This window comes from Microcoleus sp. LAD1_D3, from assembly GCF_036702135.1.
In the GTDB taxonomy this organism is placed as follows: Bacteria; Cyanobacteriota; Cyanobacteriia; order Cyanobacteriales; family Microcoleaceae; genus Microcoleus.
On the sequence record NZ_JAUBSB010000002.1, the window covers coordinates 59,266 to 85,819 of the forward strand.

Sequence of the window (26,554 nt, forward strand, 5' to 3'; positions counted from 1 at the left end):
CTACGAACTGGTTACGCTTATTTTACCGAAGATGATATAATTGATAATTGAATTCTGCTAATTCCAAATTTTTTGCAAATTGAGAACAAATCCCGGCAAAACATTTTCCCCAGAAAGAGTGAGAGGAGATTGTAAAACTTCCACATCTTGGCCGGGGCGATAAATTTCAACTTCCCGTTTTTTGCGGTTAATCAGCCAACCCAAACGACAGCCATTTTCCATATATTCTTGCATTTTTTCCTGAGTCTTTTTCAAGCTATCAGTTGGAGAGAGAATTTCCACAGCAAAATCGGGACAAAGCGGGATAAATTTTTCTCTTTGTTGAGGTGTTAAAGCTTCCCAGCGCGATTTTTCTACCCAAGACGCATCGGGAGAGCGATCGGCTTTATTGGGCAGAGTAAATCCTGTGGAGGAATCAAAGGCTTCACCGAGTTGGGTTTGTTCGTTCCAAAGTCCAATTTGTAAGTTAAATTTGGAGTTGCTTCTTCCCGTTTCTCCTCCCGTGGGTGGCAGGACAATTAATTCTCCGTTGGCATTCCGTTCTAATTTCAATTCCGGGTTTTCTTCGCACACTTGATAAAACTGTTCTGAATTTAGTTTAATTATGGAGTTGAGGTTTAAGGTTATAGCAGTCATTGTTATTTACCTGCTGTTTGTATAAAGTTTATTAAGAATTAAAAATGAATAATCCCATTTTTAATTCTTAATTGTTAACTTCTAATTCTACTGCAATTGTTTGATTCTGTTGAGCGCGTCTAGATACGCACTTGTTCTTCCGCCTTGCTTGTAAAGTTCTGCTGCTTTTTGAAAGTCAGCAATTGCTTTCGGTTGGTCTTTGTTGTCCAGGTAAGCTAAAGCTCGGTTGTAGTAGGCGTCGGCAAAACCGGGATTGGTTGCGATCGCCCGCGTGTATGCTTGAATAGCATTGGAACCGCGAGTGGGATCGAGTTCGGGCAAGCTGGCGGTGATGAAAGTGCGGGCATTACCGATATTAAAATACAATTCAGGGGTATATTTGGGCTTGAAAGCGAGTGCTCTGTTGAAATCCGCGATCGCCTCCCAAGCATCTCCTTGATCTAACAGCGAAAGTCCTCGAAAATAATAGGCTTGGGCGTCTTGCGGATTGGCGGTGGATACCGGGCCGATCGTGGCGGGAGTATTGTCTACTTTCAACTCGGATTTGTTTATTCCCGCCGCCACTAGCTTCGCGATAAATGTATTGATGGGAACTGCTGCATTAAATCCGGTTTTAATCGGGGCGACTTCGCCGGAACTCGTTTGCGCGAAACCGAATTCTCCTTGTCCGTGTAAACCGATGACTCGGCCTTCGGAGTCAAAAACTGGGCCACCACTCATGCCACTCCAAGTTACTGCCTGATACCGCAAAGTGTAACCTTCCGGGCGGTTGCCGGGGCGGCTGGTAACGAGTCCGGGAGAGAGTTCTGGTTCTCGTTCGGCGCCGAAAAGTCCGCCGGTAGCGGGATAGCCGTAAACGAAGATTTGAGTGCCGATGACGGCTTGATCGGAATCTGCGATCGTCGCGACTGGATATTCTTCGGGGCTTTCAAATTTGACTACGGCTAAATCCGGGTCAGTTTCGGCGGTTTGCAAGCGGGTGACGGAGGTTGCTTGATAGTTTTTGCCTTTAGACGTGCGAACGGTGTATTTCACGTCTGCTTTCTCTACGACGTGGTTGACTGTTAAAACTGTGTAAGTTTTGCCTGTTTTGGCAATAATTACGCCAGAACCGTCTCCGAGGGAACTGTTAATTTGTACTGTCAGCGGACCGGCAATGCTGGCGACTTCTTGGGGCGTTTTGGCGATCGCGGGTTGGCTGATGACTATGGTTAAGGCGGCGGTAGTTCCTGCTAGCAGCGTGGTTAAGGTGTCGTAACGAGAAAAGTTTATATTCATGGGTATTGCTAATTAGTAGTTGGGTAGCGGGATTTGCGGGAGAAAGGGCGATCGATCCTTGGTACTTTTTTTGTTTTTAGTTTTATTGGTGATTTGACGCAAAGGATCTCGGCTTTGTTCTTTAGTGATAATTTTACTCGCTTTTTTGTTCCGCGATTCCCTATTTCACTGTATGGTGCCCACTGCGTACCTTAATTAATCTCCATGCAGGCTGCCCAACTTTCTTATTAAAACTAAACAATACATGACTCGAACTCCCTGCTTAATTCTTCCTTAGTCATCGTTCCCCGCGCGACTCGCATGACTAAATCATATGCTCGATCGTCCGTCAAATTCAGAGCGCAACCATTCAAACGCAAAAAGGTATCTGTCACCGCAAAAGCCGTTCGTTTATTGCCGTCAATAAAGGGATGATTCATCGCGATGTGATAGAGATAGGCGGCAGCTTGTTCGCTAATCGTTGGATGCAAAAAATCCCCGCCAAAAGTTGCTTGTGGCTGAGCCAAAGCCGACTCCAACAAGCCTTCATCTCTAACGCCGGGAGTGCCACCAAAGCTAGAAATCTGGTCTGCATGAAGTTCTAGCACTTCATCTAGAGAGAGAAATTTAGGAGTTGGCAAGGCGACGGTAAACCTCCTCTCGTTCTTTTTTAGATGCTAGGTAAGCGTTCCAAACATCACTTTTTTCTGATTTTACAGGCTGTTTTGCCTTCAGGGCTAGTACAAACTCAAGCACTTCTTTCAACATAGGTTCTGGTACTTGGTCTAGTTCTTGAAGAAGTTGATCTTTTGCGGTCATATTTACTCCTAGTTATTTTACAACTATTGTATCCTAACAATAGTCCGGACAGTTTTTATATAGCCCAATGGCTTATGCTCGCTTGACTTTGAGCCACTGTGGATAATTAAATCAATGTCAGCTCCACCCCTGACTTACATTTAATTCGACTTTTTTACGATCCTTGCCCTGTAAAGCTTGTAGTATCGTTCCAAAAATTGTCCGGAGTATTGTCCTAATTCATAAAAGTTTTGCAACCGAGAGATTGTACGCGAGCATTTGTAGGGACACGGCACTGCCGTGTCCTTACCCGGAAATTTTTTAAATTGGTATTATAACCCTTTTACCACCTACAGATTAGATAATTAACTGCTGTTCGATGGCACTTACAAATTTTGATATTTTGTAACCCATTGGACGATCGCCTCAGTCAATCCGTCTAACGTGTATTCTTTGGCTTCCACATCTAACTTCCCCAATAAATTCTGACAGCTTTTGGAAGTTTCCGGCCCGATGGATGCGATGCAAACGCTTTCCAACCAATCCTGAGATCCGGACAATTGCGGGCTTTGTTCTATGAGATGGCAAAAGTTATGCACGGTTTTTGAACTGGCAAATGTTATGATATTTACGGCTTGATTTTGGAGTGCGGATAGGGCGATCCGATCGATAGTTTCGGGACAGCAAGATTGGTAAGCTGGCACTTCTATTACTTGCGCTCCTTTGGCGGTGAATTCTTTAACTAAAACTTCTCTGCCGCCGCTTTCTACTCTCGGAAATAGGATTTTGCAGTTTGGCAAGTTGTCGGGGAAGTTCTCGACTAGGGAATCGGCGACAAAGTTGGGGGGAATAAAGTCTGGTTGTAAAGAGTGCGATCGCAAACTTTCTGCTGTTTTTTTGCCGACAACTGCGATTTTAATACCAAATAAGCTGCGGGCGTCTTTGCCTTTTGCTTGTAATCGTTGAAAAAAGCAGTCTACAGCGTTGTGGGAAGTGAGAATTAACCAGTGAAAGCTTGACAATTGTGCGATCGCACTATCCAATGGTTCCCAACTCGAAGGCGGCCCAATTACCAAGGCAGGCATTTCGATAACGCGGGCTCCTTGTTGCTGGAGTTGATCGCTAAATTCAGCAGACTGAGAAACCGATCGCGTGACTAAAATGGTTTTTCCTGCTAGCGGCAATTGGCTGTTATTAGTGGTGACTGGTGTATCGATCATATGTGTGCTTTCTGGCTGGATTAAATATTCGCGCAATCTGACTACTTCCCCAATTACGATCACGCAAGGCGATAGAGATTGACCTGCTGTTTGCTGTACAATGTTGGAGAGAGTGCCGAGCCAAATTTGCTGTTGGGGGCGGCCACAATCTCGGATAATGGCGATCGGAGTTTCGGGCGATCGTCCGTGCTTTTGCAATTGCCAGATGATCTCGCTTAAATTGCGCCCTCCCATCAATATTACCAAAGTTTCTATCTGCACTAAAGCTTCCCATTCAAGAGCATCCGGTTCGTGGGCGCTCATCACTGCAAAACAGCGGCTCATCACCGGATCAGTGAGGGGAATTCCTGCTAGTAAAGGTGCGGCTAAGGCGGACGAAATTCCGGGTATTACTTCAAACTGGCAGGCCGCTGTGATTAATGCTTGAATCTCGGAACTAGAACGACCAAAAATAAACGGATCGCCACTTTTTAAGCGGATTACTTGTTTGCCTAGTTGGCAATGTTCTACCAGCAAACGGTTAATTTCTTGCTGCTGCGTGGAAGGTTTGCCGCCGCGTTTGCCGACCTCGATTTTCCGACAAGTTGCTGGGATTAATTCGAGTTGCGGGATATCGATGAGAGCATCGTAGATTAAGACTTCGGCTTGGGATAGCACTTTGTGCGATCGCACTGTCATCAAGTTACAATCTCCGGGCCCTGCACCGACTAGATAAACTTTTCCTTTGTGGTTTTTCACAATTCCTCCTCCGTGGTATACTTTATGTCAGAGTAGTTGGTTATATCTCACATATTTCATCATTCTCAAGAACGGGCAAGAGGCCCGTTCCACAAAGAGTGAATTTTCTTGTGGGGTGTGCCGAAGAGCCCGCCCATAAAAAGCTTCTTGAGAATGGTGCAATATCTCAGTTATATTTAATTTTATGCAGATTATCATCATCACGGCCGCCGATGCAAATTACTTTGAATTGGTGCGAGGCACTATTTTATCAGTGCGGGAAAAACCCGAGGGTGAAAATGTAGCGATCGGCTTTTTCGATCTCGGCTGCACTCCCCAACAGTTGCAGTGGCTGGAAACACAAGTTAATATTATTCAAAAGCCTGATTGGGACTTTAACTTTCCCGGCAAAAATGAAGCCCCTCACTATCTCAAAGGACTTTTAGCGCGTCCGTTTCTCCGTCGATATTTTCCCAATTTTGACATCTACCTTTGGATAGATGCCGATGCTTGGGTGCAAGATTGGCAAGCTGTTGAATTGTTAATTAAAGGCGCGGCTAAACGGGGATTAGCAGTTGTTCCAGAACTCGACCGGGGTTATTATTTAGCTTACGGCAAACTTCCTTGGTACTGGCAATTTGTTTACCGCGATTATCAGGCAGCTTTTGGCGAAGAAGTAGCCCAACAGTTGCACAGCTATCCAACCATAAATGCAGGTATTTTCGCGCTGCAAAAAGACGCCCCCCATTGGGAAATTTGGGCCGAATATCTGGAACAGGGATTGCAGCGGCACGTTTCTTTAATGACCGACCAAATAGCTTTAAATCGGTTAGTTTACGGCACTGAAATGTTTGACAAAACAGAGATGCTGCCGGCTAGGTGCAACTGGAGTTGCAACTTTGGTTTGCCCGTTTGGGACAAGCACCAAGCCTGTTTTGTGGAGCCGTATTTGCCACAGGAGGCGATCGGCATTCTGCACATCACTGGCCACAAACACGACTTAGTAAAATTAGCAACAACGGACGGAAATCAAATAGAAATTAGTCTCCGCTACCAACAGAAAAAAAAGCCCAATTCTCCTAATTTAACACCAGAAAAAATGACATTACCGCCGTTATCTGAAATCACAAACAATACTTTGCTGCCCGCCGGAGATTACGTCTCGCCCGGATTGAAAGTTATTCTCCCAGATGCGTACTTTCCCAACATGATTGTTGGGGATACTCAGACTTGTTCGTGGTCTTATTTGCGCCGGGAAATTAAGCACAATTGGTATGTCGATCGCCGTGCTAATTCAGTCGGATTTCTCAGCCGCGACGAAGCACATATTCTTTACAATACGGCTCTGCAATTCAAAGGTAAAAAAGCCTTAGAAATAGGCTGCTGGCTAGGGTGGTCTGCCTGTCACTTAGCGCTGGCAGGAGTTGAGTTAGATGTCGTCGATCCGCTATTAGAAAGAGAGGACATTAGACAAAGCGTAATAGACTCAATTCAAGGTGCTCTAAATGCGTCGGGCGTGCAAACATCAGTCGAGCTAATACCAGGCTACAGCCCCCAAAGAGTCGAAGAATTTTCCGCTCAATTTAACCACAAATGGTCGTTAATTTTTATTGACGGGGAACACGAAGGTGAAGGCCCCTTAAATGATGCCATTGCGTGTGAAAAATTGGCTGAAGAAGATGCGATAATTTTATTTCACGATTTAGCTGCTCCCGCTGTTGCACGAGGTTTAGATTACTTGAGGCAAAGGGGATGGCAAACAGTAGTATATCAAACAATGCAAATTATGGGGGCTGCTTGGCGGGGCAATGTCGAGCCAGTAAAACATCAACCAGATCCCAATATTTCCTGGCAGTTGCCAGTACATTTGCAGGATTATTCAATCAGCGGTATGTCAAACAATCAGTTGGTCGATGGAGAAATCACTGTACGACAAGTGCATGAAATGATGCAACAAGCTGTTGCATTACTCAATAGCAATAATCCGGTGCAAGCTATGCGACTAGCTGAACAAGTCGCCTCACTAAATATCAATGTTCCAGGAATGTACTACCTGCGCTCTGTTTGTTTGAGCCATGCGGGACGGTACCAAGAAGCACTTGCAGCGGCTAAAGCGGAATTGGCGATCGATCCCACGCACCGCCAAGCACAAGTGCAAGTTGAAAATTTAACTATGACTTTATTGCAAATAAAAATACCCACACAGCAACGCTCGTGGAATACAACTCTTCCTCGCGAACATATGCTGTTAATTCAAAACGCCACTCTGAACTATTCATACCGAGGCGTACCGATGCTGAAAAATCCCTTCGATTTTACACTGTACCCCCTGTTATTTTGGAACTTAAAACCGCTCACAATTATTGAAATTGGCTCAAAACATGGTGGTAGTGCTTTGTGGTTCGGAGATATGCTAAATAATTTTGGCATTGACGGCCACATTTATTCTATTGATATTTTCAAAGTTACTTCAGTCCAACATCCTCGCGTCACTTACATGGAAGGAAACGGACGAGCTTTACAGCAAATATTGACACCAGATTTTATCAACTCATTGCCGCGTCCCTTGCTGGTAATAGAAGATGCCGACCATACCTACGAAACCAGCAAGCACGTCTTGGAGTTCTTCCATTCGTATCTTAAGCCGGAAGAATATATTGTGATTGAAGACGGAATTATTTCGGATTTAGTTCAAGATGCTTCATATAATAGCGGACCTCACAAAGCATTGAAAAAGTTTCTGTCCGAACACGAAGATGAATATAAAATTGATAGCAGTTATTGCGATTACTTTGGCTATAACATGACTTGGTGTACCAATGGTTTCTTAAAGAAAATAAAAGCATCGTCATTGCGAGGGGCTCTATTGTCAAATAAGCTGTTTGATGACGAGTTTCAAGCCATACTCTTAGTTATCAAACCTTACACATTATTGAGTGAAGCCCGACTGTTCTCGCTATACTCCCTAGCAAAGCAAATATGTGTGGAAGATTTGCCGGGAAATTTTGTAGAATGCGGAACTTGTAAAGGCGGATCGGCAGCCTTAATGGCATTTGTAATTAAACATTACAGTCGCCGTCCCAGAGTGCTGTATGCTTTTGATACCTTTGAAGGAATGCCGGCGCCTACGGAGATCGATCGACATCAGGGAATACCTGCAAATCTTACCGATTTTGGCGAAGGAACTCTCAAAGCTTCAATTAGTGAAAATTTGGATAAAATCTGTGAATTACTGCAAGTTAGAGATATTGTTGTACCGATTAAGGGATTATTTGCCCAGACTTTACCCACATACAAGTTAGCAATAGGAAGTATAGCATTTCTGCACGCTGATGGAGATTGGTATGAGTCAACAATGGATATATTTAATACGCTTTATGACAGCGTGATTTCTAAGGGTTTTATTCAAGTTGATGATTACGGACACTGGGAGGGCTGCAAGCAAGCAGTACACGATTTTGAGGTGATGAAAGACGAGTCATTTTCTCTGCATACAATTGATGAAACAGGAGTGTGGTTTCAAAAGTTTAAATCATATTAAGTGCGGCAGATTACCTGTAATAATACTAAATTTTTGCTTTTTACCCCCTTTATTCTTTAGTCTCTTAGAGAGGGACTTCGTTTGTGTAGACGCGGTTGAAACCGCCGTCTTATCTCATCACATTAAGTATCACATCAAGAAAGCGCTTAACCTGTTTTTCCCAAGTCCAATCCAGCATAAAATTAGCCGCAGCTAAACCGCGACGTTTTGATTCTTCGCGATTAGTATAAACTTGTTCCAAAGCCTCGACAACTTCTGCAACCTCAGACTCTCCCCAACCTTCTACACCGGAAAAAGGAGCAGTCGGTTTAACTCGTCCTTGACTCCACAAAGGATAGCAAATGTTGCTGTAAATTAAGTCTAAATGACCAGTATTTGCTGATAAAATAGTCGGAATTCCGCAGGCCATACTTTCCATCGCGACTAAATTAGTGCCGCCTTCGCAGCGGTTGGTGAAAACAGCGCAGTCGGCTTCTCGCAAAATTTGTCCAGCGAGGTGATTGGGAATTAAGCCGATGTCGATAAAAGAGTCAATCGGCAAACCGTTAGCCACTAACCATTGGGAAATTCCTAAACTTCCGTCGCGGTTGATATTGGGAAGTCCCGCAACGTTTGCGGTTTGTTCGATTCCTAACATATACTGAGGCCAAAAATTGTGCCATGTTGTTAATAACAAAGCCTCTGGATGTTTGGCGCGAAATCGTTTGAAAGCGGCAATTACAATATCTTGACCTTTGCGATATTCCAGTTTGCCGCCAGAGAAGATGACGAAGCGATCGCCAAATAGATTAGATTTGGGTGCAGGATGGAAAATTGTGGGGTCAATTCCTTGATTTACCATCGCCACATTAGTCAAGCCGTGGCTTCTCAAAACATCGGCATTCCAGTTGGAACCGGCCACAATCACGCTATATTTTTTGGCTGTTTCTAGTGCTTCTGCTGTGATTCGCGTGTCTTCAAAAAATATGACTCCTATTTGACAAGCGCTGGTAATTTGATTGTCAACTCCAGAGGATGCTAAATTATTCCCCAAAGCGTAAAGTACGGGAAAATTACAACTGATTTGTTTGTCGGAATTGGCTGCTACTAATTCCTGAAAAGTTTTTTGCTTTTCAATTACAGGTAATAACAGCGATTTATGCAGCGGATTCATCGATTCTGAGGTGATTGATGGCGGTGCTAAAAGTGCAACTTCCCAGGCGGGATTTTGCCGCAGTTGTAGTGTTAAATTCATGGCGTAAATTCCCCAGCCGCTGGTGATGCTGAGGGGCCAACTAATGCCGATTCCGGTAATTTGTGGGGGAGTTTCTGGGGGTTGAATTTGAGGCGGAGTATCACAATCTGCGTTACCAGGCTGAGTCTGGGGACGAGTAGATTGTAGGGGCGATGCCCCCGTACCCGCCCTCTCTAGCAAGGCTGCTTTTATACGATCGCAAACTCCATCCCAATCACCCGGTTTTTGCTGCCTAAACAACCGCACGGTGGGATACCAAGGGCTATCTTCGCGTTCCAGCATCCAGCGCCAATCGGGCACAAAAGACAGCAAAATCCAGACGGGTTTGCCCAAAGCACCAGCCAAATGCGCCACAGAAGTATCTACGCAAATTACTAAATCGAGTTGCGAAATAATTGCTGCGGTGTCGGCAAAATCGACGCAATGTTCGCTTAAATCTTCAATTTTGTGTTGCTTTAATAAAGTGCGTGAAGCGCAGCTATCCTGTAGGGAATCGCCCGCTGACAAATCTTTCTGAAGACTGTAAAAACTCACTCCCGGAACATCTACAAATTTCAGAAAATCGCTCAATTTACACGATCGCCGATGATTGTTGCGGTGCAGCGGGCCGCCCGCCCACACAATACCTACTTTTAGTTTATTGTTCGGCTCTAGGGAAAATTTAAACTCCTGTGGCGGAGCTAAATAAGGAATATTCGCCGGTATATTTTCCAAAGTGGTTCCCAGAATTCGCGGCAAACTTAGCAGCGGGGCTTGCACTTGAAAATCTATCAAATCGCTCGGCCTGACTCCTACTCGATCGACTCCTGCAATTCCTTCAAATAAACGCTTCAGCAAGACATGACACGCAACAACAACTTTGCCACCTTTTTGCTTAACTAAAGGTGCGTAGCGGATAAAGTGAATCGTATCGCCAAAACCTTGTTCAGGGTGCAATAAAATTGTTTTTCCCTTCAAATCCGAGCCATCCCACAGCGGTTGCTCAAAAGAGCGCTGATCCAATTGTTGAGTTTGCCAGCGCGATTCGTACTCTGCAAAACCGCGCTCATAATTTCCAGTTAAAAGCAAAGCTAAGGCTAGTCTCAATCGCCAATTTGGCGAGTTGGGACGTAGTTGAATTGCTTTATTATAAAAGTCGATCGCCTCTGCGACTTTTCCCTGTTCTTCGAGGGCAGAACCCAAGTATAAGTTTGTTTCGCTCAGGTTGGGATTGGTTTCTAGCGCTTGTTTGTAGTGCGAAATAGCCTCGGTTATTTGCCCGTTTTCCTGTTTGAGATAACCTAAATAACTGTGGGCTTCTGCGTGGCGGGGTGAGGCGGCAATTACTTGTTCGTAGCGAGCGGCTGCCTCTGCTTTTTTACCTTGTTTTTTTAAGGCATTTGCTATGTAAAATTGTCCGTCAGTTTCTGTGATTACGTTGGGAGTGAGGAGGCTTGGCGATTGATTTGTTTCCCTCGCAATAACCAAGGAGCTTGTTAACTCTTGCAAAGCTGTTTTTATGCGATCGAATACTTCCTCCCAATCGCCCGGTGTTTGCTGCCGAAACAGTCGCGCCGTAGGATACCAAGGGCTGTCTTCGCGTTCCAACATCCACCGCCAATCCGGCATAAAACACAGCAAAACCCATACGGGTTTACCCAAAGCACCGGCTAAGTGCGCGACAGCAGTATCCACGCAAATTACTAAATCTAGTTGCGATATCACTGCAGCAGTATCGGCAAAATCGTTCAAAGTGTCGCTCAAATCTATCACAGGAATTTGAGTTAATAAAGTACGATTTTCCGCCGACGCTTCTTTCTGAAGACTGTAAAAACTTACACCTGGAATATCTAACAATGTCAGGAAATAGCTTAAATCGCTCGATCGCTGAAAATCCTTCAAATGTTCCAAACTTCCCGCCCACGCAATCCCAACTTTAAACTTGTCATCGGAATTTAGGGAAAATTGCCAATTCGGCGGCGCAGCTAAATAAGGAACATTTGCCGGTATATTTTCTAAATTTGTTCCCAGAATATGAGGCAAACTCATCAGCGGTGCTTGCACTTGGAAATCGGGCAATTCATCCATCCGAACAGCCACTTGTTGGATGCCAGGAATCTGCTTAAATAAACGCTTCAGTTCTTGATAGCAAGAAATGATTACTTTGCCGCCTTTTTGCTGCACAATTGCCGCGTATCGCACAAATTGAATGGCATCGCCCAAACCTTGTTCGGATCGGAGCAAAATAGTTTGTCCGTTCAAATCTGAACCGTCCCAAACTGGTTGGTCAAAATTCAACCGTGGTAATTTTTTCGCCTGTTCTGTTTGCCAGCGCCACTCGTATTCTGCTAAACCGCGCAGCCAATCCCCAGTCAACAGCAAGACTAAGCTTAAATTGAAATGAGCTTTAACACAATTTGCATCAATTTTTATAGCTTGATTATAACACAAAATGGCTCGATTTACGTCTCCTAATTGTTCAACAGCACCGCCTAAATTAGTAATAGCTTCTATATAATTAGGGTTCAAAGATATGGCTCGTTCCAAGCTAGAAATTGCCTGTTTTATTTTCCCCGCCCCCAAGCATAAATTTCCCAGGGAATAGTGTCCTGTAGGATTGTTTGGTTCTACTCCAATTGCACGCTCGTAAAGCCGTTCAGCCTCGTCTAGCTGAGATTGTGTTTGCATCGCCGCCGCCAAATTTACTAGCGCTGGCACGTAATTGGAATTAACAGAGAGTGCTTGATGAAAACACGCGATCGCAGTCGCCAAATCGCCCTGCTGCTGGAGTGTGGCGCCGAGATTGTTGACAGCTTTGACGTAAACCGGATTCAGGGCGATCGCCTTTTGAAAGCAAGATATAGCAGCCATTATATTGCCTTGATCTTGCAGCAAAATACCCAAGTTATTCTGCGCTTGAGCGCAGTTAGGATCTATCTCGATCGCGCGCTGATAATAGGTAGTAGCTTCGGCTAAATCGCCTGTTTGGTGCAACGTCACGGCCAAATTAGTTGTGGCCTCTATCGAGTTCGGGTGCAAAACTAAAGCATTTTTAAAATAAGCGATCGCCTCGGTAAATCTTCCTTGCGACTTGAGAATATTTCCCTGATTAAACTGTTTTTGATATAATTCAATATTGATTTGAATTTCTCTTGGCGGTATAGCTGGTTTATGCTGGACAATTCTTTCTCTCAGGGCCAAAGCAGCTTCTTTTAAAACTCCTTCCCAATCTCCCGCTGTTGACTGGCGAAACAGCCGCGCCGTGGGATACCAAGGACTATCTTCGCGATGCAACATCCACCGCCAATCCGGCACAAAACAGAGCAAAATCCACACGGGTTTGCCCAAAGCACCAGCCAAGTGTGCCACACAAGTATCTACAGAAATTACTAAATCCAGAGCCGAGATTGCCGCCGCAGTATCCGCTAAGTCGTGCAAATAAGAGCTTAAATCTGTTACGGCCATTTGCTCTAACAAAGCGCGCTCGTCTGCTGTTATTTCCTTTTGCAAACTGTAAAATTGTGTTCCGGGAATATCTAACAGTTTTGTCAACAAATTTAGGGGTAACGATCGCACCTTATTTTGGGAGTATTGAGAATTCCCAGACCACACAATCCCTACTTTCAAATTAGTAGTTGAATTGAGAGTAAATTCCCAACCGGGCGGGGGAGCTAAATAAGGAACTTTGGCGGGTATAGTTTCTAAAGTTGTTCTCAGAAGGTGAGGCAAACTCATGAGTTGCGCGCGCACTTGAAAATCCGGCGCATCCTCTGGATTAACTATTAACCCATCGATTCCCGAAACTTGTGCAAACAAGCGCTGCAAGTGCGGGAAACACCAAACAATTACCCTACCGCCTTTTTGTTTGACTAAATCTGCATAGCGGATAAACTGAATTGCATCGCCTAAACCCTGTTCCGGGCAAAGCAAAATAGTTTTTCCCTGCAAATCTTTGCCATCCCAAAGCGGCTGAATAAAGTTGTGGGTTCGGAACTGTTTTTCTTTAACTAGGAGTCGCCATTCGTACTCGCAAAAACCACGCTGCAAGTCTCCCGACAGCAGCAAAACTAAACCTAAATTTAGGTGAGCTTCCGGGTTAGCGACATTAAATTTTACTGCTTGGCTGTAGCAGGTGACAGCATTTGCAACTTGGCCGCGATCGTGCAAAGCACTTCCCAAACTGGTGAGGGGATTGATATAACCGGGTTTGAGTTCGATCGCCCGACGGTAACAATCGATCGCCTCTGTCATTTTTCCCGCTTCCTCAAAAGCTTTGCCGAGATTGTTCAAAGCTTGTGGAAAGTCGGGTTTCAGGATCAAAGCTTGCTGATAGCAGGCGATCGCATCTTCAATTTTGCCCTGTTTATGCAGGACAATTCCTAGATTGCCGTGAGCCTGTGCACTGGCTGGCGATGCCTGAATCGCTTGCTGGCAAACAGCTAAATCCTCATCCAACTTATCGGGGCTAGACAGCGAACTCCCGAAAGCGAGATCAGTTTCTGCCCAATCCGGTTGCAGCGCCAGAGCTCGATCGTAGTATGCGATCGCACGGTCAATTTTGCCCTGTCGGATCGAGGCGTATGCTAAATGCTGCAAGGCTTCCACATAATTTGGCTCGATCGAGATCGCCCGTTCGTAATTCGCGATCGCCCGTTCGTAATTCGCGCCCGCTTCCTCCCCTTGTTCCTCCAAAGCAATTCCCAAATTCAAATAAGCCACCGCGCAATTAGGATTGACTTGAATAGCTTGCTCATAGCAGCTTATAGCCTCCGCCACATCCCCTTGCTCTTCCCGCAACAGGCCCAAATTAATCAGCGCCTCCGCGCAATTCGGGTTCAAAGAAAGCGCCCTCTCGTATTCTGCGATCGCCTCTTTAGTCTCCCCTGCTTCCGCGAGCGCGCTGCCCAAATTGCTCGCAGTTTCCGCCAAATTCCCGTCGATTGCTAGGGCTTGTCGGTAGTGGGCGATCGCCTCTGTTAGCCTGCCCGTTTGCTGTTTGACAACACCTAAATTGCTGTGCGCGGCTGCGTAATTTGGATCGATCGCGATCGCCCGCTCATAACATTTGATCGCACCGCCCACATCGGCTTGCTGCTGCAAATCCACGCCCAACCGAAACTCTGCATCCGCCGAATCCGACGGCACAAATGCAGCAGCAACCGCGCCTAGAGCTTCCGCAACCCGATCGAAAACGTCCTCCCAGTCGCCCCGCTGATGCTGCCGGAACAGCCGCGCCGTCGGATACCAAGGACTATCTTCACGTTCCAGCAGCCACCGCCAATCCGGCGAAAACGCCAGCAAAATCCACACCGGCTTGCCCAAAGCGCCCGCCAAATGGGCGACAGCGGTATCGACACTAATGACTAAATCCAGTTTGGCGATCGCAGCCGCAGTATCGGCAAAATCGCCAAAATGCGGGCTCAAATCTACGATTGATGTTTGATTCAACAGCGCGCGATCTGCCTCCGAAACCTCTTTCTGCAAGCTGTAAAAACTTACCCCCGAAACGTCCAAAAGCGGCAGAAACTGGCTTAAACTGCACGAACGCTGCTTGTTTTTGCGGTGTTTTGGATTCCCCGCCCAGACAATGCCAACTTTCAAAGTGCGATCGGGCAAAAGTCCAAATTCAGCACCCGCTGGCGGAGATAAATAAGCAGTATTTGCGGGTATTGTTTCCAGATTTGTACCAAGAATATACGGCAAACTCAACATCGGCGCTTGCACATCAAATTCCGGCAGTGGCTCGCCTTTAACTATTAGCAAATCAATGCCATAAACCGTTGCAAACAAACGGTGCAATTGCGGGTAACAGCCAACAATGACCCTACCGCCTTTATTTTTGACGATCGCAGCGTAGCGAATAAACTGAAGCGAATCACCTAAACCTTGTTCGGCGTGCAGCAAAATAGTCTTTCCCACCAAATCAGAACCGTCCCATAACGGCCGGTATTCTCTTGCCGAAACAGTATTATCCGGCCCAGTCAAAAAACAGGAATGACCAGTGTGAAATTCTTTAATTTGCCAGCGCCACTCATATTCGGCGAGACCATTTTCCAAATCTCCCACCAACAGCAAAGCCAAGGATAAATTCAGGTGAGCGCTAGCGTGATTTGGACTTAAATGAATCGCTCGTCTGTAGCAGGATATTGCATTTTCTACCGCGCCTTTTTCCAGAAATGTCCTGCCTAAATTGTTGATAGCTTCCACAAAATCCGGCAGCAATTCTAGAGCTTTGTGATAATACTCCAGCGCATCTTCTAAATTGCCCTGTTCTTGCAACACTGTTGCCAGATTGTTGTAAGCTTCCCAGCTATGCGGATGAATTTCCAGCGCTCGCCGGTACAGCTCGATCGCCCTTACAAGTTCGCCTTTTTCTTGCAGCGCCACGGCTAAATTAATCAGGGCGGGTACGAAATTCGGTTCCGCGACAAGAGCTTGTTCGTAATGTGCGATCGCCTCTTCCACTTGACCTTGTTCCTCAAAAATCTTTGCCAAATTGTAAGCTGTTTGAGGAATATTTGGATCGAGTGCTAAAGCTTCTCGGTAGTGCGGAATAGCTGCGTCTAATTCGCCCTTTTCTTGCTTGAGAAAACCAAAATTAATCCGCGCTTGAACGCAATTTGGGTCAAGAGATATGATCTGTTCGTAAAGGGCGATCGCCTCTTCCCGATCTCCTGTTTCCATTAACTGTTCTGCTTGTCGCAACAAATCCTCTAAAACAACCGGGCTATGGCCACCCGTTGCGATCGCAACCGATGTCTCAATCCCCTGCGATTGCTTAGCGCTGGAGCGTTCCGCTAACCCTTCGCTCGCCCTCAAAAATATTTGTTTAGTCTCTTTAACCACGCTTGCACCTGTCCTTTTGAGAGCCACAAAATCGAGGTCAGGCTTATTATTACCAGTCATTGCAAGCGAAAGGGAGTCAAGCTGCTTGTGAGTAGAATCATCGGAATAACTAGCAGTATTGGCGATCGCAAATAAACTCAAAGCCGCCTGTACTTCCTCAAACAATTCTTGCCAACTTTCCGGCTGAATTTGGCGGAAAAGCCTCGCAGTTGGATACCAAGGATTATCTTCGCGGTGCAGCAGCCAACGCCAGTCAGGAGCAAAAGAAAGCAGCACCCAAACCGGTTTTCCTAAAGCACCGGCTAAGTGCGCCACAGCCGTATCGACACTAATCACTAAATCCAGTTGGGATATAGCCGAAGCGGTATCAGCAAAGTCGCTCAAATGTGGACTCAAATCCGGCACTAAGTGTTGGTTCAACAAAGTGCGATCGATCTCCGACAAGTTTTTTTGTAAACTATAAAAAGCAATTCCCGGAACATCTAAAAATCGAATAAAATCGCTCAAGCTGCAAGAACGCTGATTGTCTTTCCGGCGCTGCGGACTCCCCGCCCAAACAATCCCTACCTTCAATTTTGCATCGGAAGAAAGCGCAAATTTGCACTCAGCAGGCGGCTCTAAATAAGGAACATTTGCTGGTATTGTTTCCAGAGTTGTCCCCACAATTCGCGGCAAACTCATCAGAGGTGCCTGAACGTCAAATTCTGGCAAACCTTCCAGACTAACTGATAAATATTCAATACCAGGAACTGTCGCAAACAACCGCATCAGTTCTGGATAGCAAGCCACCATAACTGTAGCGCCTCGGCTCCGAAGAATCGGCGCGTAGCGAATAAACTGAATAGAATCGCCAAAGCCTTGCTCGACGTGGAGTAAAATAGTTTTCCCCTGCAAATCCGAACCATCCCAAACCGGCTGTTTAAATTGCCTCGGTTGTAGTTGCGGAGTGCGCCACCGCCACTCATATTCAGCAAAACCGCGCTGAAAATCTCCGAACAATAGCAAAGTTAAACTTAATTCCAGGTGGGCGGTGGCGTTGTCGGGCTGCAATTCCAAGGCTCGACTGTGACAAGAAAAAGCCTCTTGAAACTCTCCTAAATCGACCAAAGCGTGTCCGAGATTGTTAATTGCCTCCACGAAGTCGGGCTTTAAGTTTAATGCTTGTCTGTAGTAGGATATTGCTGCTTTTGCATTGCCTTGTTCGTAGAAAAATGCTCCTACATTGTTGTGAGCTTCGGGATTGTTGGGGTCAAGTTTTACCGCTTGCTGGTAACAGTTGAAAGCTTCGGCTAATTTACCTTGCTGCTGCAAAACTGTTGCCAAGCCCATCAGGGAATATGTCAAGTTGGGATTTATTTTTAAAGCGTGGAGGTAATAAGCTATCGCCTCGCTTAAGTGATTTTTTTGTTTAAATAAATGTCCTAAGTTGTGTGCTGTTTCGTGCAGATTTGGATCCAATTGCAGGGCTGTTTGGTAATATAAAATAGCCGCGTCTCTTTCGCCTAATTGCTGTTTTGCCCAGCCCAAATTATTGTAGGCGAGTGCGGAATGGGGCTGGATTTTGATTACTTGTTCGTAACTGGCGATCGCCCTTTGATACTCGCGTACATCCAGCAAAACATTAGCCTTATTTAAATGTGCTTCTACAAAATCGCGGTTTTGGGCGATCGCCTTTTCGTAAAAGTCGATCGCCTCTGCAATCTTTCCCTGCTGTCTCGCCGCTATTCCCAACAAACACAGCACATTTGCTGACTCCGGCTGCACTTCTATTATTTGCCGGTACAAATTCTCAGCTTCTAACAAACGTCCCGCTTGGTGATGTTCCCAAGCTAATTTCAAAGAGTCTTCGGCACCCAGTTTGCAGCCAGATTTCCGCGATTTTTTTTGAGAAGCCATAGTTGTCTTGGTTGTTTGGGAGTTCGCTAACTTGTAATTGCCAACTTGTTCTAATGTGTTAACTCTTCCTTCCTTCTTCCCCCTTCCTTCTTCCTTCTTCCTTCTTCCTGACATCCGTTACATCCGTGGAGCGAATCCGTTGCCGAACTTCCTTCTTCCCCTTCTACCCCAACAAACAAGCTGCGGGAAAAATCAGATATTCTAAGAAAAACAACTTCCAGATAAACTGATAAAATGCAGCAATTTCTATTTTATCGTCCAAATCCACTTTCGCGCTCCAAAACCACATCAAACCCAAAGCCGCCAAATGAGAAACTGCCAGAAACACTAAATTAACATTAGACAATACGATCGCTCCCGCCAAAGTCGCGCCCAAATAACAAACCGTCAACACCCAGCGAGATAAATTAAAGACGGCCGGCTTGCCCAGCTCAATCGTAAACGTAGTAATATTATATTGCTTGTCCCCTTCCATGTCGGGGATATCTTTAAAAATGGCGATCGCAAACGTAAACACCACAACAAAAACCGTCAGCACCCAAACTTCCGCAGGAATCTCAAAAGACACACTCTCCAAACTCCAGCCAGAAAAAGCGCTTTTCGCCCTTCCCGAACCTAACACCCAATTAAAGTGCAAAAATAACCCTAAATTTACGATCGCGCCCCGCACCGTAAAAATGCACAGCGCCGCCCAAAAAGGAAACCGCTTCAGCCGAATTGGCGGCAGAGAATAAGCAGTCCCGATCGCCAAACTAACGCCAACGGTAGCCAGCAAAAACGGGCCTTGTAAAACAGCAGTCAAAATTGCTATAATTCCCGTTGCAATTACAATTAATTCGCCGGTTTTCCGAGAAAACACTCCCGATGCGATCGGCAAATACGGCTTATTTATTTGATCAATTTCAACATCTTCTAACTGGTTCAATCCCACAATATAAATATTGCCGCAAATGCAAGCCCACCACGCAAAAGCTAGGGGCAAAAATACAGGATTCACAAACAGTCGCGCGCTTTGGGCGATCGCGTACAAAGCCAATACACTCAAGCTAGTACCCACAATTGTGTGCGGCCGAGAAAACTCCCAAAATGCCCTCACCCAGCTTTGCGGAGCCGAACCATTTTTATCAATCCAAGACTTGCCAATCGAATCATTGCCCATAAATCTCACACCCGCACCACACAAATAATATTCTGTAGGTGCGTAATACGCACCTTACTCATCAACTCAAGACTCAAAACTTCTCTGATCTATCCCTGTTATTTTACAGCACAAATCATCCCAAAACGAATCAACCCGCTCTGATATCCACGGCTCATCAATCCAAGAGCAAGTGCTGCTTGAATAGTCGTCCAACCGCTCGTTAGCAAACCCCAAATCGCGCTCGGAGTCAAAGCAGAATCGATCACCACATCCCAAAAAGGAGCAACAGCTTTTGACCAATCAGCGGTGCGAATACTTGTCAAAGGCAAACTGCGGACAATTTCCTCGTATTCCGGCAAAGAAATCACATAAGGCAAAGCATAAACCCGGTAAATTTCTGCCAATTGCTTTCTCTCTTCATCAGTTAATTCACCCGCCGTTTCTCCCAGCGGGCGGTGACACCAAGTTGCCAAAATCAAAGTTCCTCCCGGCTTGAGCACGCGGCAGCATTCCTGCAAAAACTTAATTTTGTCGGGCATATGTTCGCCACTCTCGAGCGACCAAACCAAGTCGAAAGACTCGTCAGGAAAAGGCATATTCAAAGCATCGGCCACCAAAAAGTTCACATTGCTTTGAGCATCGGCAATTTTAGCGCGTTCGGTCGCTCTGTTGGCCTGTACCGGACTCAGAGTAATCCCGGTCGCTGTAACGCTAGCGCCCGTTTTATTTTGTTCGGACGATCGGCTATAATCTTGATCCGCCCCGCCATCGAACTTTAAATTATTTTGAGCGATCGAACTAAACTTTTGAGTTAAATACAGCGTGCTGCCGCCGATCCCACAACCGACATCGAGAATGCGGTAAGGTTCACAGAGTGCCTTCTCTGACGGCACTCCAGCCCAGCCCAGCAGTTCTTCTACCAAATCTATCTGAGCCTGTCGGCGCTCTTTTTTCAAATTGCCATCCGGGCCGTAGTAACCGTGGTGCATATGTTCGCCCCACACCTGCTCCCACAAACCGCTAGAAGCGTCGTAAAGTTGCTGAATTTGCTGGTAAAGTGTTGATGTCATCGCCGGATCGCAAGTTATTAAAGGAATTCTACCGTTATTTTCCCGCTGTTGTCATCGAATTTGGTGATTGAGTTTGATCGGTCTCCGGCATTGGCCAGATAGAGATGTCCTGATTTCAAGCCCGAGGATCGATTTGTGGCTTCCCTCTCAAACCTCAAATCTAAAATCCATTTGTGGTTCCCTCTCAAATCTAAAATCTAAAATCTAAAATCTAAAATCGAATGACTGTCTCGCGAACCATTGCTTTGGGCTTTCTCGCTGTCATCCTCGCAGGTGCTCTATTACTTATGATGCCCTTTTCCACAATTGATGGAACTTGGAGCGATCCAATAACAGCACTGTTTACCTCTACTTCCGCTGTCTGCGTCACGGGCTTGTCGGTTGTGGATGTCGGAAAATATTACTCTTTTTGGGGGCAACTGTGCCTAGTTTTACTCGTGCAAATAGGAGGCTTGGGCTACATGACAGCCACGACTTTCTTGCTGCTGTTATTGGGCCGCCGCTTTGGTTTGAAAGACAAAATTGCCCTGCAACAATCTCTCGACAAATCCGGGCTAGCCGGCGTAGTACAACTCGTGCAGTCAATTCTAGCAACAACGCTTTTGTTTGAATTAACAGGAGTGTTTTTGCTTATGACGGTTTTCGTCCCCCAATACGGATTTAAAGAGGGTGTGTGGTCTGCTATATTTCACAGCGTTAATTCCTTTAACAACGCGGGTTTTAGCATCTATTCAGATAATTTGATCGGCTACATCAGTTCGCCTATGGTTAACTTCACCGTCAGCGGTTTAATCATATTTGGGGGAATCGGCTATCAAGTAATTATGGAAATGTACCTGTGGCTGCGTGATCGCTTCAACAAAAGCCCTATCTGCACAGTTTTTTCCCTGAACTTCAAAGTTGTTACCACTACAACCGCTGTCCTTTTAATTTTAGGAACGCTAGCCTTTTTGGTGCTGGAATACGACAACCCAAACACTTTCGGTGCTCTAAATTTTCCTCAAAAGGTGATGGCAGCTTGGTTTCAATCTGTTACCCCCCGCACGGCGGGGTTCAATACCATTAGCATTGGCCAAATGACCGAATCCTCGCTATTTCTGACTATCGCGCTGATGTTTATCGGCGCCAGTCCTGGCAGCACCGGTGGCGGAATCAAAACCACAACTTTTAGGATATTGTTTTGCTGTACCACAGCAGTTATCGAAGGCCAGGAAGATGTGGAATGCTATCAGCGTCAAATCCCGCCAGCAATGATTCTGAAAACCATTAGCGTAGTCTTCGGTTCCCTGTTGGTCGCGTTCACATCTGCAATTTTAATCGAGCTAACCAATCCCCAAGTAGAATTTATCGCAGCGCTGTATGAAGCAGTTTCAGCTTTTGCCACGGTCGGTCTTTCCACTGGGATTACACCCACGCTTTCAGCGATCGGTAAGCTGGTTTTGATTGCTACAATGTACATAGGTCGTGTTGGCGTGCTGCTGCTGATGAGTGCTGCATTCGGCGACCCAAAACCCAGGTCTTTTAAGTATGCTGAGGAAAGTTTGTTAGTGGGATAAAAAAATCTTGCCTCGTTGCTGATAATCTAAACAATGGGTGACAACCCAAATCAACTTTTACTACTTACCCAAAAACCAAAAGGAGGCGGCGCTGTCTCTGCTAAAATTTAAACAGCAAGACGCTTAGCGCTGGATATTCAGTGAACCTGTCATCTTTAAATTTTTTTCGGACTTTGCGCGCCGAAAACAAGCAGTTTGCAGTTATTGGTTTGGGACGCTTCGGCAAAGCTGTGTGTTCTACTCTGCACGGTTTGGGTTACGAAGTCCTGGGAATTGACACCGATGAAAAAAAAGTGACTCAAGCTTTGAACGATCGCATTGCTGCTCACGTTGTGCAGTTAGATTCTACTGAGCCTAGCGCTCTTGCGGAAGCCGGTATATTTGAATTTGAAACAGTGATTGTTGCGATCGGCAATTACCTAGGAGAAAGCATTACCACCGCCCTAAATCTTAAGGAAGGCGGGGTAAGTAACGTAATCGCCAAAGCTTCTTCGGAAACTCACTTAAAACTGTTGAAAAAAGTCGGCGCAGATCATGTAGTTTTTCCCGAACGAGAAATGGGCTGCTCTTTAGCCCGCCTTCTTACAAAACCCAGCATTTTAGAACGCTTTGACCTCGACCCAGATCACAGCATTGTTGAGTTGCTCGTTCCTGAAAAGTTTGATGGCAAAACCATCTCCGAATTGGAACTCCGGCGCAGGTATGGTTTGAACTTGCTAGCAGTCGGTCGTGCCCACAAGTTCGAGATCAATCCGCAGCCCAGCGAACGCTTGAGCAAAGGCGAGGTGATGGTAGTAATTGGTTCTAATAAAGATATCAATCGCTTGCCAATTTAACAGCTCGCCATTTTATGCACATACAGCAACACTTCTGGACTCAGAAACCCGGTTTCTTGGGTTCCCAGTGTCGAAGCCCTCAGCAAGTGGTGCGGGATGTGTCAAAATTTCAGGTCCTCACAAACCCGGTTGATCTTAGTCAACCGGGTTTCTCTGTCGATCTTTATGTTCTAATTTTTAACCTAAATATCTAAATTGAATTTCACTAATTCTAGGGTTGGTTCCGCCTTTGGGACCCCATCTGACAAATTAGCCAGACAAATCGCGAAGAATTTCAACAAAGTAGCAGCACTCGATCATCGCGCTCCCGCAAACTATAGGAGCGCTCGCCCTGAAAATTCAGCCGACTTTCAAGATTTTTTGCAGGTAAGCTTTGCCCAAAACCACGACTGCCAAGACTAGAGCGAGTTCAACAGGCCAAGGACACACTGCGACCAACCAAATTAACGAACACATTCCAATAATTGCAGCTATGGGAGCCGGAATTCCGTCTAGCGTTCTGTTGTCAGTCCCGGCAGTCACCCACCAAGCAATCAAGCATACCGTCAACGGAATCAAGCAACTTCTGATCATGATTTTTACCCCATCAATTTTTTTACATATGGCATCTGAGCATATTGTAACCATACATCAAAGGTTCGGAAATGCACCATTAATTGCGATAAAATTTAAGGTTAGGTAATTCATACTCTGGGGTGATATATTTTGTAATTTTTAGCTTGGCCTCTCTCAGAAGGCATAAGTAGGTTGGCATCAGGCAGGATTGTGGGATTTTTATTTCGGCAGAAGTGATGAAAGCTTTCTACCTTGAGATGAATTGCGATGCGCTCATCTCTGCAAGTTATACTCAGGATTGCAGTCGGTTACTGTAGAGCGTGAATCAATGCTGGGCAAATTTTTTCGCAAGCCAGAATCAGAAAACAGCGATCGCGTCCCCCCAGGTCAATACCTCGCCAACGGCTTTCCCGTGTTGACCTACGGGGATACCCCCTCCGTTAGCATTGAGAGTTGGGAATTTAAAGTCTGGGGATTGGCACAACCAAAAACCTTCACTTGGTCGGACTTCCAGGCCATGCCCCAAAGTAACTTTACTGCGGATTTTCACTGCGTCACTCGGTGGTCAAAACTCGACGTGCAGTGGACGGGAGTCAAAGTCACAGATTTTATGAAGTATGTAGAAGTCGATCCAAAAGCTCTGCACGTCCTGGAACACTGCTATGGCGGCTACACTACCAACATTGCGATCGCCGACTTCCTCCGAGAAGAAAACTTTTTCGCCCACACCGTCTTCGGCGAACCTCTATCCGCAGACCACGGTGGCCCAATGCGGCTCGTAGTTCCCCACTTGTACGCTTGGAAAAGCGCTAAATGGATTAACGGCCTGGAATTTACAGAAACCGAAGAACTCGGTTTTTGGGAACGCAACGGCTACCACCCGCGGGGCGAACCTTGGGCCGAGGAACGCTACAGCGGTCTGTTTTGATGCGGGCGATCGGGAGCAAGGACGGGGCCAGAGCTTCTCTATACAATCTTTGTGGAGGCGCAATCCGCTCTTTTACCGCTTCAATCTGCAGAAATCGCATCTCGTCGATCGCATCTTTGGGATATCTCACGCCACCGTATCTACTTAATTTAACCAAAATACGTAAACCCAAAGATCGCATTTTGTACGTAATTTACCCGATAGATAAACTACTTTAACTCCCCTACAAAAGTCCCAAAAAACAAATATTCCCAGTTTCTGGTTAATATAAAACTACTCTAACTGTCAGTACACACAAATATTACCGTATTTATACTTAAGTGTTTGGTATTGAGGATTTAGACTTGAAAATCAAATAAAAAATTAGCATAAGCCAGATCCAAATCAGTTTGGCTGATCCGCGCTCCCATGCCCGCTACTGCAAGGTTTCAATCCACAGTTTTTATAATTATTTAGGAGGTATTTTTAGGGAGTGATCGCCCGCGAGCCGAGGCGATAGACAGCATTTGTGAAGGTTATGTAAAGGCTTGATAAAGAATATGTCAAACTTTACCTAAAGTGAACCAAATACAAAAAAGTATCGCATAATGAAATTATTAAGACCCTCGCACAAAAGGAACAGGTTATGAATACCAAACTATTATCCGCCCTCACAGCTACCGCAGCCGCCACAGCTCTGTTTGGCGCCGGAGCTCCAGCTCAAGCCTTCTCCTTTGGTACCAACGGCATCACATTCAGCCAAGATACCAGTGTCAAGTTTAACTTCAAACAATCTCACGGTATGTACCAATCCTCTGTGGGAATCTACAGTGTGAAGGACTCGGCGGTCTCTCTAGTTAGCACCCTGTTTTCGGAAACTAAATCCTCAGACAACGAGTGGGAAAACGAATGGAAAGGAACTCTGGGCAATACAGTCGTGGGCTCTGGCTCGGCAGTATTCACATTCCTGGCAAATCAAATTTACACTTTGGGGCTCGACAGTGGCTGGGGTGGCAGTGTCTACTCGACCTCAAGCTTGAACAGCGGCAGCCAGCAAGCGGTGTTTGGCGGGCAATCGCAACTGTGGAACGCGCTCGACAAAGAAACAACTGCCACATTCCAAGCAGCCGGACAATTCACAAACGGATTGGATTCTCTGTTTAACGGAGGCACGCTAATTGGCTTCGACGATCGCGGTAACAGCAACGACTCAGACTTCCAAGACTTCACAGTGAGCGCAGAAGCAGTTCCCGAACCGATGACAATGACTGGTTTGGCTCTCGGTTTAGGTGGCTTGGTTGCAGCCCGTCGCCGCCGTGCTAGCAAGACGACTTCATGATTTGTTTCAACCGGAACCCTCTCTTCAATTACGTTTGACAACAAAATAAAATTCAATTAGGAGGCGCGCTAATGAGAAAGAGGCTCGCCTTTTGCTTGATTTGAAAAGTCAGAAGGGAGAAGTCATATCAACTCTGGTTACACTCCTCCGGAATTGTTGACTGCTGACTGTTGACTCCGGGTCGCCAAACTGAATAATGGTTGAGTGTTGGATATTGACTCGATTTTACGCCCGACGATGAAGCGCGGATTTGATATCAGGGTGAAGTTCGGGAACGCGCAGTGTACGGGATTTAACGGATGGGTGTTGAGGGAAGAACTCAAGGGTGAAGAAGTCAAGCCTGAAGCAAGAGGATTTTTCCCACTCTCGCCCTCTCCCACTCTCTCCCTCTCCCAACTCAAAATTCAAAACTCACGGTAAATTGTTCGATCGTACAAAGTCACCGCTACCGGTTGAAAAATTTTAATGTCCGCCCAGACGCACACTACTTTAATCGCCACCATAACCAGGGTTTTTGTCCATCGCACCGGTGCTTGTTCCAGCAGCTTCCAATAGGGGACAATAAGATGCAAAGAATCTTGGTTAATGGATGAAGTATCAGCTTCTGGAGTTGTTTGGGACAAAACGCCTTCGACTTCGGAAATAGCTTTAACCAAGGTTTCAATTGCTCAGGAAAGCCGGTATCGTAGGCTTAAATTAAACGCAGGTTGGTTGGCCTGTGTGGAATGGTTGTTAGTACCCGCATTGAATTGGTAAATACGATCGCCTTCGGCACGATAACTCGCTCTCCCCGATCACTAATAATTTGAGTTGAACGCAGCAAAATCTTTTCAACAGTACCTTCAAAGCCTTCTACAATTATCCGCTCGCCCAATAGAAACGGTTCGTGCAACAGCAACAATATTTCCGCTAAAAAGTATTTGAAGATGTCTTGGAACGCGAAACTAATCCCTGCTGAACCAAGTCCTAACCAACTGATGATATCTGCAGGCCGCCAAGCCGGGAACGCAATCACGAAGGCGCTCA

The 26,554-nt window shown here is 45.9% G+C and carries 17 protein-coding genes; 6 read left to right on the forward strand and 11 right to left on the reverse strand.

Translation table 11 applies throughout. The annotated features are described in order from the left end of the window. Nucleotides 1-57 precede the first annotated feature (57 nt). The 5 genes from QUA74_RS01235 to cobA all read right to left on the reverse strand — a co-directional run bounded on the left by QUA74_RS01235 (nt 58) and on the right by cobA (nt 4,649). Nucleotides 58-636 (reverse strand): Uma2 family endonuclease, encoded by a 579-nt coding sequence (locus tag QUA74_RS01235; protein WP_333324224.1) that lies wholly within the window; start codon nt 634-636, stop codon nt 58-60. Between the two features lie 87 nt (nt 637-723). Then, nucleotides 724-1,914 carry a tetratricopeptide repeat-containing serine protease family protein gene (locus QUA74_RS01240; RefSeq protein ID WP_333324226.1) on the reverse strand — a complete coding sequence of 397 codons (1,191 nt, stop codon included), beginning with the start codon at nt 1,912-1,914 and terminating at the stop codon, nt 724-726. Between the two features lie 233 nt (nt 1,915-2,147). Continuing rightward, complete coding sequence (locus tag QUA74_RS01245) at nt 2,148-2,534, reverse strand: type II toxin-antitoxin system death-on-curing family toxin (RefSeq protein ID WP_333324228.1); 387 nt, start codon at nt 2,532-2,534, stop codon at nt 2,148-2,150. Beyond that, entirely contained in the window at nt 2,521-2,712 is a 192-nt protein-coding gene (locus QUA74_RS01250; protein WP_333152845.1) for a DUF2281 domain-containing protein, read from the reverse strand. Before QUA74_RS01250 ends, QUA74_RS01245 begins: the two co-directional genes overlap by 14 nt. A gap of 365 nt (nt 2,713-3,077) precedes the next feature. Further along, a complete protein-coding gene (cobA, locus tag QUA74_RS01255) occupies nt 3,078-4,649 on the reverse strand; it encodes a uroporphyrinogen-III C-methyltransferase (protein WP_333324230.1) in 1,572 nt (523 codons plus the stop codon). Between the two features lie 184 nt (nt 4,650-4,833). Here cobA and QUA74_RS01260 point away from each other — a divergent pair, with 184 nt between their 5' ends. Beyond that, entirely contained in the window at nt 4,834-8,169 is a 3,336-nt protein-coding gene (locus tag QUA74_RS01260; RefSeq protein WP_333324232.1) for a CmcI family methyltransferase, read from the forward strand. Between the two features lie 109 nt (nt 8,170-8,278). Here the strand turns inward: QUA74_RS01260 and QUA74_RS01265 are convergent, their stop codons facing one another. The 3 genes from QUA74_RS01265 to QUA74_RS01275 form a co-directional block, all read right to left on the reverse strand. Continuing rightward, complete coding sequence (locus QUA74_RS01265; protein WP_333324234.1) at nt 8,279-18,124, reverse strand: tetratricopeptide repeat protein; 9,846 nt, start codon at nt 18,122-18,124, stop codon at nt 8,279-8,281. Nucleotides 18,125-18,287: 163 nt separating this feature from the next. Next, entirely contained in the window at nt 18,288-19,283 is a 996-nt protein-coding gene (locus QUA74_RS01270) for a homogentisate phytyltransferase (protein ID WP_333324236.1), read from the reverse strand. Between the two features lie 98 nt (nt 19,284-19,381). Beyond that, complete coding sequence (locus QUA74_RS01275) at nt 19,382-20,335, reverse strand: methyltransferase domain-containing protein (RefSeq protein WP_333324238.1); 954 nt, start codon at nt 20,333-20,335, stop codon at nt 19,382-19,384. Between the two features lie 221 nt (nt 20,336-20,556). On the opposite strand from QUA74_RS01275, the gene QUA74_RS01280 reads away from it, so the two are divergent. Together QUA74_RS01280 and QUA74_RS01285 are read left to right on the forward strand one after the other, a co-directional pair. Then, nucleotides 20,557-21,891: a TrkH family potassium uptake protein gene (locus tag QUA74_RS01280; protein ID WP_333324240.1), complete on the forward strand. Its 1,335-nt coding sequence runs from the start codon at nt 20,557-20,559 to the stop codon at nt 21,889-21,891. A gap of 140 nt (nt 21,892-22,031) precedes the next feature. Continuing rightward, nucleotides 22,032-22,727 (forward strand): TrkA family potassium uptake protein, encoded by a 696-nt coding sequence (locus tag QUA74_RS01285; RefSeq protein ID WP_333324242.1) that lies wholly within the window; start codon nt 22,032-22,034, stop codon nt 22,725-22,727. Nucleotides 22,728-23,066: 339 nt separating this feature from the next. Here QUA74_RS01285 and QUA74_RS01290 read toward each other — a convergent pair whose 3' ends face one another. Continuing rightward, on the reverse strand, nt 23,067-23,300 hold the full coding sequence (locus tag QUA74_RS01290; protein ID WP_333324244.1) for a hypothetical protein: 234 nt from the start codon (nt 23,298-23,300) through the stop codon (nt 23,067-23,069). Nucleotides 23,301-23,610: 310 nt separating this feature from the next. Between QUA74_RS01290 and QUA74_RS01295 the strand changes: the two genes are divergently transcribed. The 3 genes from QUA74_RS01295 to QUA74_RS01305 all read left to right on the forward strand — a co-directional run bounded on the left by QUA74_RS01295 (nt 23,611) and on the right by QUA74_RS01305 (nt 25,948). Next, nucleotides 23,611-24,210: a sulfite oxidase-like oxidoreductase gene (locus tag QUA74_RS01295; RefSeq protein WP_333324245.1), complete on the forward strand. Its 600-nt coding sequence runs from the start codon at nt 23,611-23,613 to the stop codon at nt 24,208-24,210. A 625-nt stretch (nt 24,211-24,835) separates the two neighbouring features. Beyond that, nucleotides 24,836-25,528, forward strand: a complete 693-nt coding sequence (locus QUA74_RS01300; protein ID WP_333324247.1) for a PEP-CTERM sorting domain-containing protein — start codon at nt 24,836-24,838, stop codon at nt 25,526-25,528. A 204-nt stretch (nt 25,529-25,732) separates the two neighbouring features. Continuing rightward, nucleotides 25,733-25,948 (forward strand): hypothetical protein, encoded by a 216-nt coding sequence (locus QUA74_RS01305; protein WP_333324249.1) that lies wholly within the window; start codon nt 25,733-25,735, stop codon nt 25,946-25,948. Here QUA74_RS01305 and QUA74_RS01310 read toward each other — a convergent pair. Together QUA74_RS01310 and QUA74_RS01315 are read right to left on the reverse strand one after the other, a co-directional pair. Continuing rightward, the gene (locus QUA74_RS01310; RefSeq protein ID WP_333324251.1) at nt 25,933-26,184 is read right to left on the reverse strand and encodes a hypothetical protein; all 252 of its coding nucleotides are present in this window, start codon (nt 26,182-26,184) and stop codon (nt 25,933-25,935) included. The genes QUA74_RS01305 and QUA74_RS01310 overlap by 16 nt on opposite strands. A gap of 35 nt (nt 26,185-26,219) precedes the next feature. Further along, complete coding sequence (locus QUA74_RS01315) at nt 26,220-26,543, reverse strand: mechanosensitive ion channel domain-containing protein (protein WP_333324252.1); 324 nt, start codon at nt 26,541-26,543, stop codon at nt 26,220-26,222. Nucleotides 26,544-26,554: the final 11 nt, after the last annotated feature.

Bases quoted from the DNA above. Each gene is read 5' to 3' on its own strand.
- QUA74_RS01270 (WP_333324236.1), bottom strand. From the start codon at position 19,283: ATGGGCAATGATTCGATTGGCAAGTCTTGGATTGATAAAAATGGTTCG.
- QUA74_RS01275 (WP_333324238.1), bottom strand. From the start codon at position 20,335: ATGACATCAACACTTTACCAGCAAATTCAGCAACTTTACGACGCTTCT.
- QUA74_RS01300 (WP_333324247.1), top strand. From the start codon at position 24,836: ATGAATACCAAACTATTATCCGCCCTCACAGCTACCGCAGCCGCCACA.
- QUA74_RS01240 (WP_333324226.1), bottom strand. From the start codon at position 1,914: ATGAATATAAACTTTTCTCGTTACGACACCTTAACCACGCTGCTAGCA.
- QUA74_RS01265 (WP_333324234.1), bottom strand. From the start codon at position 18,124: ATGGCTTCTCAAAAAAAATCGCGGAAATCTGGCTGCAAACTGGGTGCC.
- QUA74_RS01250 (WP_333152845.1), bottom strand. From the start codon at position 2,712: ATGACCGCAAAAGATCAACTTCTTCAAGAACTAGACCAAGTACCAGAA.
- QUA74_RS01280 (WP_333324240.1), top strand. From the start codon at position 20,557: ATGACTGTCTCGCGAACCATTGCTTTGGGCTTTCTCGCTGTCATCCTC.
- QUA74_RS01260 (WP_333324232.1), top strand. From the start codon at position 4,834: ATGCAGATTATCATCATCACGGCCGCCGATGCAAATTACTTTGAATTG.
- QUA74_RS01290 (WP_333324244.1), bottom strand. From the start codon at position 23,300: ATGATCAGAAGTTGCTTGATTCCGTTGACGGTATGCTTGATTGCTTGG.
- QUA74_RS01235 (WP_333324224.1), bottom strand. From the start codon at position 636: ATGACTGCTATAACCTTAAACCTCAACTCCATAATTAAACTAAATTCA.
- QUA74_RS01295 (WP_333324245.1), top strand. From the start codon at position 23,611: ATGCTGGGCAAATTTTTTCGCAAGCCAGAATCAGAAAACAGCGATCGC.